This window comes from Candidatus Binatia bacterium (genome assembly GCA_036504975.1).
Classification (GTDB): domain Bacteria; phylum Desulfobacterota; class Binatia; order UBA9968; family UBA9968; genus JAJPJQ01.
Genome location: DASXUF010000065.1, coordinates 1 through 3,750, shown reverse-complemented (window position 1 = coordinate 3,750; position 3,750 = coordinate 1). Strand labels below are relative to the sequence as shown.

The following is a 3,750-nucleotide window of genomic DNA, read 5'->3' as shown; positions in this document are numbered from 1 at the left end:
TGTGATTTGACAAACCGGGCACCCCTAGAGTACCTTCCAGCCCACGACGGGCCATGCTCGGTCGATCCTATGGGAAAGGCAAACCCCACCGCGCTCAAATATCTCCCCGGTTTTGCGGCGTCCATTCTGATCTCTATTCTTATCCGTTTCTTCACTCCGGCGTTCGGCCAATCGGCGCCCCACGTCGATGTCCTCACGCTTAAAGGGATCATCGCGCCGTTCACCGCGCAATACGTCAAGCGCGGGATCGATGCGGCTGAATCCGACGGCGCGGGCGCCGTGATTATCCAGATGGACACCCCCGGAGGCCTGGTGGGCTCGATGGACGAGATCGTCACGACCATTCTCAACAGCCGCGTGCCGGTGGTCGTTTACGTTTCGCCTCCCGGCGCCCGAGCGGGCTCCGCCGGGGTCTTCATCACGATGGCGGCGCACGTCGCCGCGATGGCGCCCACGACGAACATCGGTGCCGCCCATCCCGTCAGCGGCAGCGGCAAGGACATCGAAGGCGATATGCGCGACAAGGTCACCAACGACGCGGTCGCCCGCGTGCGCGCGCTGGCCGACGCCCGCGGCCGAAACGCCGACTGGGCCGAGGACGCGGTGCGCAAGAGCCTCTCCGTCGCGGCGGAAAAGGCGCTGGATCTGAAAGTCATCGACGTCGTCGCGGACGATCTGAAGGACCTGTTGGCCAAGATCGACGGGCGCAAGACCACGACCAAGGCCGGCGCCGTGGTTCTCCGGGTTCAAAACGCGCGCCAACAGCCGATCGACATGACCTGGTCGGAGAAATTTCTCCATACCATCACCGATCCGAATATCGCCTATATCCTCTTCAACCTGGGCACGATCGCTTTGATCGCCGAGTTCTACCATCCGGGCGCGATCTTGCCGGGCCTGACCGGCGTCATCTCCCTCGTTCTCGCCTTCACCGCTTTCGGAGTGCTGCAACCGAACTGGGCGGGCGTGGCGCTGATCGTATTGGCGGTCATCTTGTTTATCGCGGATTTAAAAGTTCAAGGCTTCGCTCTGAGCGTGGGCGGCGCCGTCGCCTTCGTGCTCGGCTCGATCATGCTCTACAAACCGCTACCCGCCTTTCCCGACCTGCCTAAATTCGCGGTCAGCCCCTGGCTGATCGCGACCATGACGGCTCTCTGGCTCGGATTTTTTGTCTTCGCCTTGTGGGCCGTCGTTCGATCCCAGCGCGTTAAGTTGTCGAGCGGCGTGGATATGCTGTTGGGCGAAATCGGGATCGCCAAAACCGATCTCAAGCCGGGCGGAATCGTTTTCGTCCGCAGCGAAGAGTGGAGCGCCGAATCGGTCAGCGACGGCATCGGGAAAGGCGAGAAAGTAAAAGTCGTCGAGATCGTGGACGGACTGCGGCTGCGTGTAACCAAAGCGGCGCCTTAGCGCGCGCATGCGACCTGGGAAAGGAGAAGGAGGAAAGCGACATGTCCGATTTCAACATCGTCATCGCCGCCGTTTTCGTTCTCTTCGCCGTGATCTTGTTCTCCACCGCGATCAGGATCGTCCCCGAGTACAGGCGGCTGGTGATCTTCAGGCTGGGGCGCGCCCTGGCTCGGGAGCGCGGCCCGGGCCTGGTTCTCCTCATCCCGATCGTCGACAAGGCCGTCTCGGTCGATCTGCGCGAGCAATTCCTGGAAGTGCCGGCGCAAACCTGCATCACGCGCGACAACGCGCCGATCTCGATCGATTTCCTGATTTACTGGAAAGTGGTCGAGCCGCGCGCCAGCGTCATCCAGGTCGCCAACCTGGGCGGCGCGTCGGCCGGCATCGCCACGACCACGCTCCGCGCCATTATCGGCGACATTATCCTCGACGACGTGCTTGCCAAGCGAGAAGTTATCAACCAACTTTTACGCGACAAGCTGGATGAAGTCACCGCGCGCTGGGGAGTCAAAGTCACCATCGTCGAGATCAAAGAGATCACTCCGCCGCACGAGGTGCAGGATGCGATGACGCGCCAGATGTCGGCGGAGCGGAGCCGGCGCGCCCTGGTCACCGAAGCGGATGGGAAGAAGCAGGCGGCGATCACCATCGCCGAAGGCGAGAAGCAGGCGGCTATTTTGAAGGCCGAAGGCGGGCAACAAGCGACGATTTTGGCCGCCGAAGGCGAGCGTCAGTCCGCCTCGCTACGCGCGGAAGGCTTTGCGCTCGCGCTCGGAAAAATTTATCAGGTGGCGCAGACGGTGGATTCCAAGACCTTGAGCTTGCAATATCTGGAAGCGCTCAAGGTCCTCGGTAGCAGTCCAGCAACAAAGTTCATCTTCCCCCTTGAATTTGCCAGCTTTTTGAAGCCGCTTACGGGCTACGCCGAGGGGGCGATGGTTGGCAATGAGGGCCTCAAAAAAGCCTAAGCTTGAGAAGATAATGGCGGCAGCGTTGGCTCAGGTGTGTGTGGACCCTCGTCTCAATCATGAATTGCTGCGTATCCAGGTACGTCAGAAATTACAGCGCCTGCGCGTTGCGGCAGACCGGATTTATATCCTCAACGACGTTGGCGGCAATGTCGGGATGAACTTCCGAAACACTGTGAATCTGCTGTCCTCGCTGGAGGAGCCAATTGTCCTCTGCGGCGTATTACACCACGATGATTGTCTATCCGGGCAACAAGGTATCCGCACACCATTAGACGCCAGCGCTCAAGAGATGGCAACCTATCTTGCAGACCGGAACATCCGCTGTCCGGTCTTGACCGGCACTATTCGCATCGACAATAACCATCTTCTTTGGGCGGACGAGCCTGAGCCTCGCTCCGAGCTTCTCGTCTTTCGTATGCCTCGCCTGTAGACGCCGGGAAAGCGACTTCTTCGTTCAGCCTTGTTATCCCAGGTGTCCCCCGGCTTCGGCCTGGGCTAAAATCTCGTGAATGGTCTCTGCGAGCTTGCGCGCCGCCGCCGGAGTCAACTCCACCGCGACGCGCGCACCCGGGCCTTCGGCTTCGTTGACGAAATCGATGTTGAGCGCGTGTTCTTCCTTGGCGTGGTACGGGTGGTCGAACGAGACGTTCAGCTCGCGCACCTCGAACCAGCCGTCCTTACCTTTGCCGCTGCCGTGGATCGGCACCTGCTTGGCGATCATCGTGCACATCTTTAAACTCCTTTATTCTAGAATATCTTCACGTCGCAGCCGGCTCGCCGCGCGAGTTTCGGGCCGCGGCCGATAGGTTTCTACCATGAGTCGAACCGCCGTAATCGGACGTCCGCGGCCCTCCTCCTCGCGCGCCTCGCTCCGCGACGTGAACGCCGCTGCCCGTTTGAAGAGCCCGCGCATCCGATGAGAATATTTCGGAATAAGCGCTACCCCATTGCGCGGGCTCGGAAAGCGGGTGGCGGCGTTCACAAAAATAATTGTCTTCTCCCTCACGCGCTCAAGTGTTTCGTCAGGAACGCCCAGATCTTTTTCCATCCGTCAACCGCCTGCTCCTGACGGTACGCCCCTCGGTCGTAATAGAAAAAGCCGTGACCCGCGCCGTCGTAGCGATGAAACTCGCAATTCTTGCCGTGCTTTTTCAATTCTTCCTCGTGCCGGTTCACCTGCTCGGGCGAGGGCGCCTTGTCGTCGTTGCCGAAGAGGCCGAGGATCGGAGCGGAAAGATCTTTGGTGAGGTCGATCGGCGCGACCGGCTGCTTGGGCGTAAGCTCTTCCTTCGACGCCGCGACGCGTCCGCCCCAGCATTCCACGACCGCGCTGAGCCCTTTGAGACGGCAGCCGGCGAGAAACGCGTGG

5 protein-coding genes are annotated in these 3,750 nt (G+C 60.7%); 3 read left to right on the top strand and 2 right to left on the bottom strand.

The genetic code is table 11. From position 1 onward, the window contains the following. The 3 genes from VGL70_08160 to VGL70_08150 form a co-directional block, all read left to right on the top strand. The coding region (locus VGL70_08160; protein HEY3303493.1) for a nodulation protein NfeD at positions 1 to 1,410 on the top strand (1,410 nt) is incomplete at its 5' end. A gap of 41 nt (positions 1,411 to 1,451) precedes the next feature. Further along, positions 1,452 to 2,378, top strand: a complete 927-nt coding sequence (locus VGL70_08155; protein ID HEY3303492.1) for an SPFH domain-containing protein — start codon at positions 1,452 to 1,454, stop codon at positions 2,376 to 2,378. 13 nt (positions 2,379 to 2,391) lie between these two features. Further along, positions 2,392 to 2,811, top strand: coding sequence for a hypothetical protein (locus VGL70_08150; protein HEY3303491.1), 420 nt, complete (start codon positions 2,392 to 2,394; stop codon positions 2,809 to 2,811). A 33-nt stretch (positions 2,812 to 2,844) separates the two neighbouring features. Here VGL70_08150 and VGL70_08145 read toward each other — a convergent pair whose 3' ends face one another. Both VGL70_08145 and VGL70_08140 read right to left on the bottom strand, forming a co-directional pair. Further along, positions 2,845 to 3,111: a DUF6295 family protein gene (locus tag VGL70_08145; protein ID HEY3303490.1), complete on the bottom strand. Its 267-nt coding sequence runs from the start codon at positions 3,109 to 3,111 to the stop codon at positions 2,845 to 2,847. A 272-nt stretch (positions 3,112 to 3,383) separates the two neighbouring features. Continuing rightward, a partial coding sequence (locus VGL70_08140) for a dienelactone hydrolase family protein (protein HEY3303489.1) occupies positions 3,384 to 3,750 on the bottom strand: 367 nt, incomplete at its 5' end.

What these genes read in the sequence shown, in the direction of transcription:
- VGL70_08150 (HEY3303491.1), top strand. Translation starts at nt 2,392, where the DNA reads ATGGCGGCAGCGTTGGCTCAGGTGTGTGTGGACCCTCGTCTCAATCAT.
- VGL70_08145 (HEY3303490.1), bottom strand. Translation starts at nt 3,111, where the DNA reads ATGTGCACGATGATCGCCAAGCAGGTGCCGATCCACGGCAGCGGCAAA.
- VGL70_08155 (HEY3303492.1), top strand. Translation starts at nt 1,452, where the DNA reads ATGTCCGATTTCAACATCGTCATCGCCGCCGTTTTCGTTCTCTTCGCC.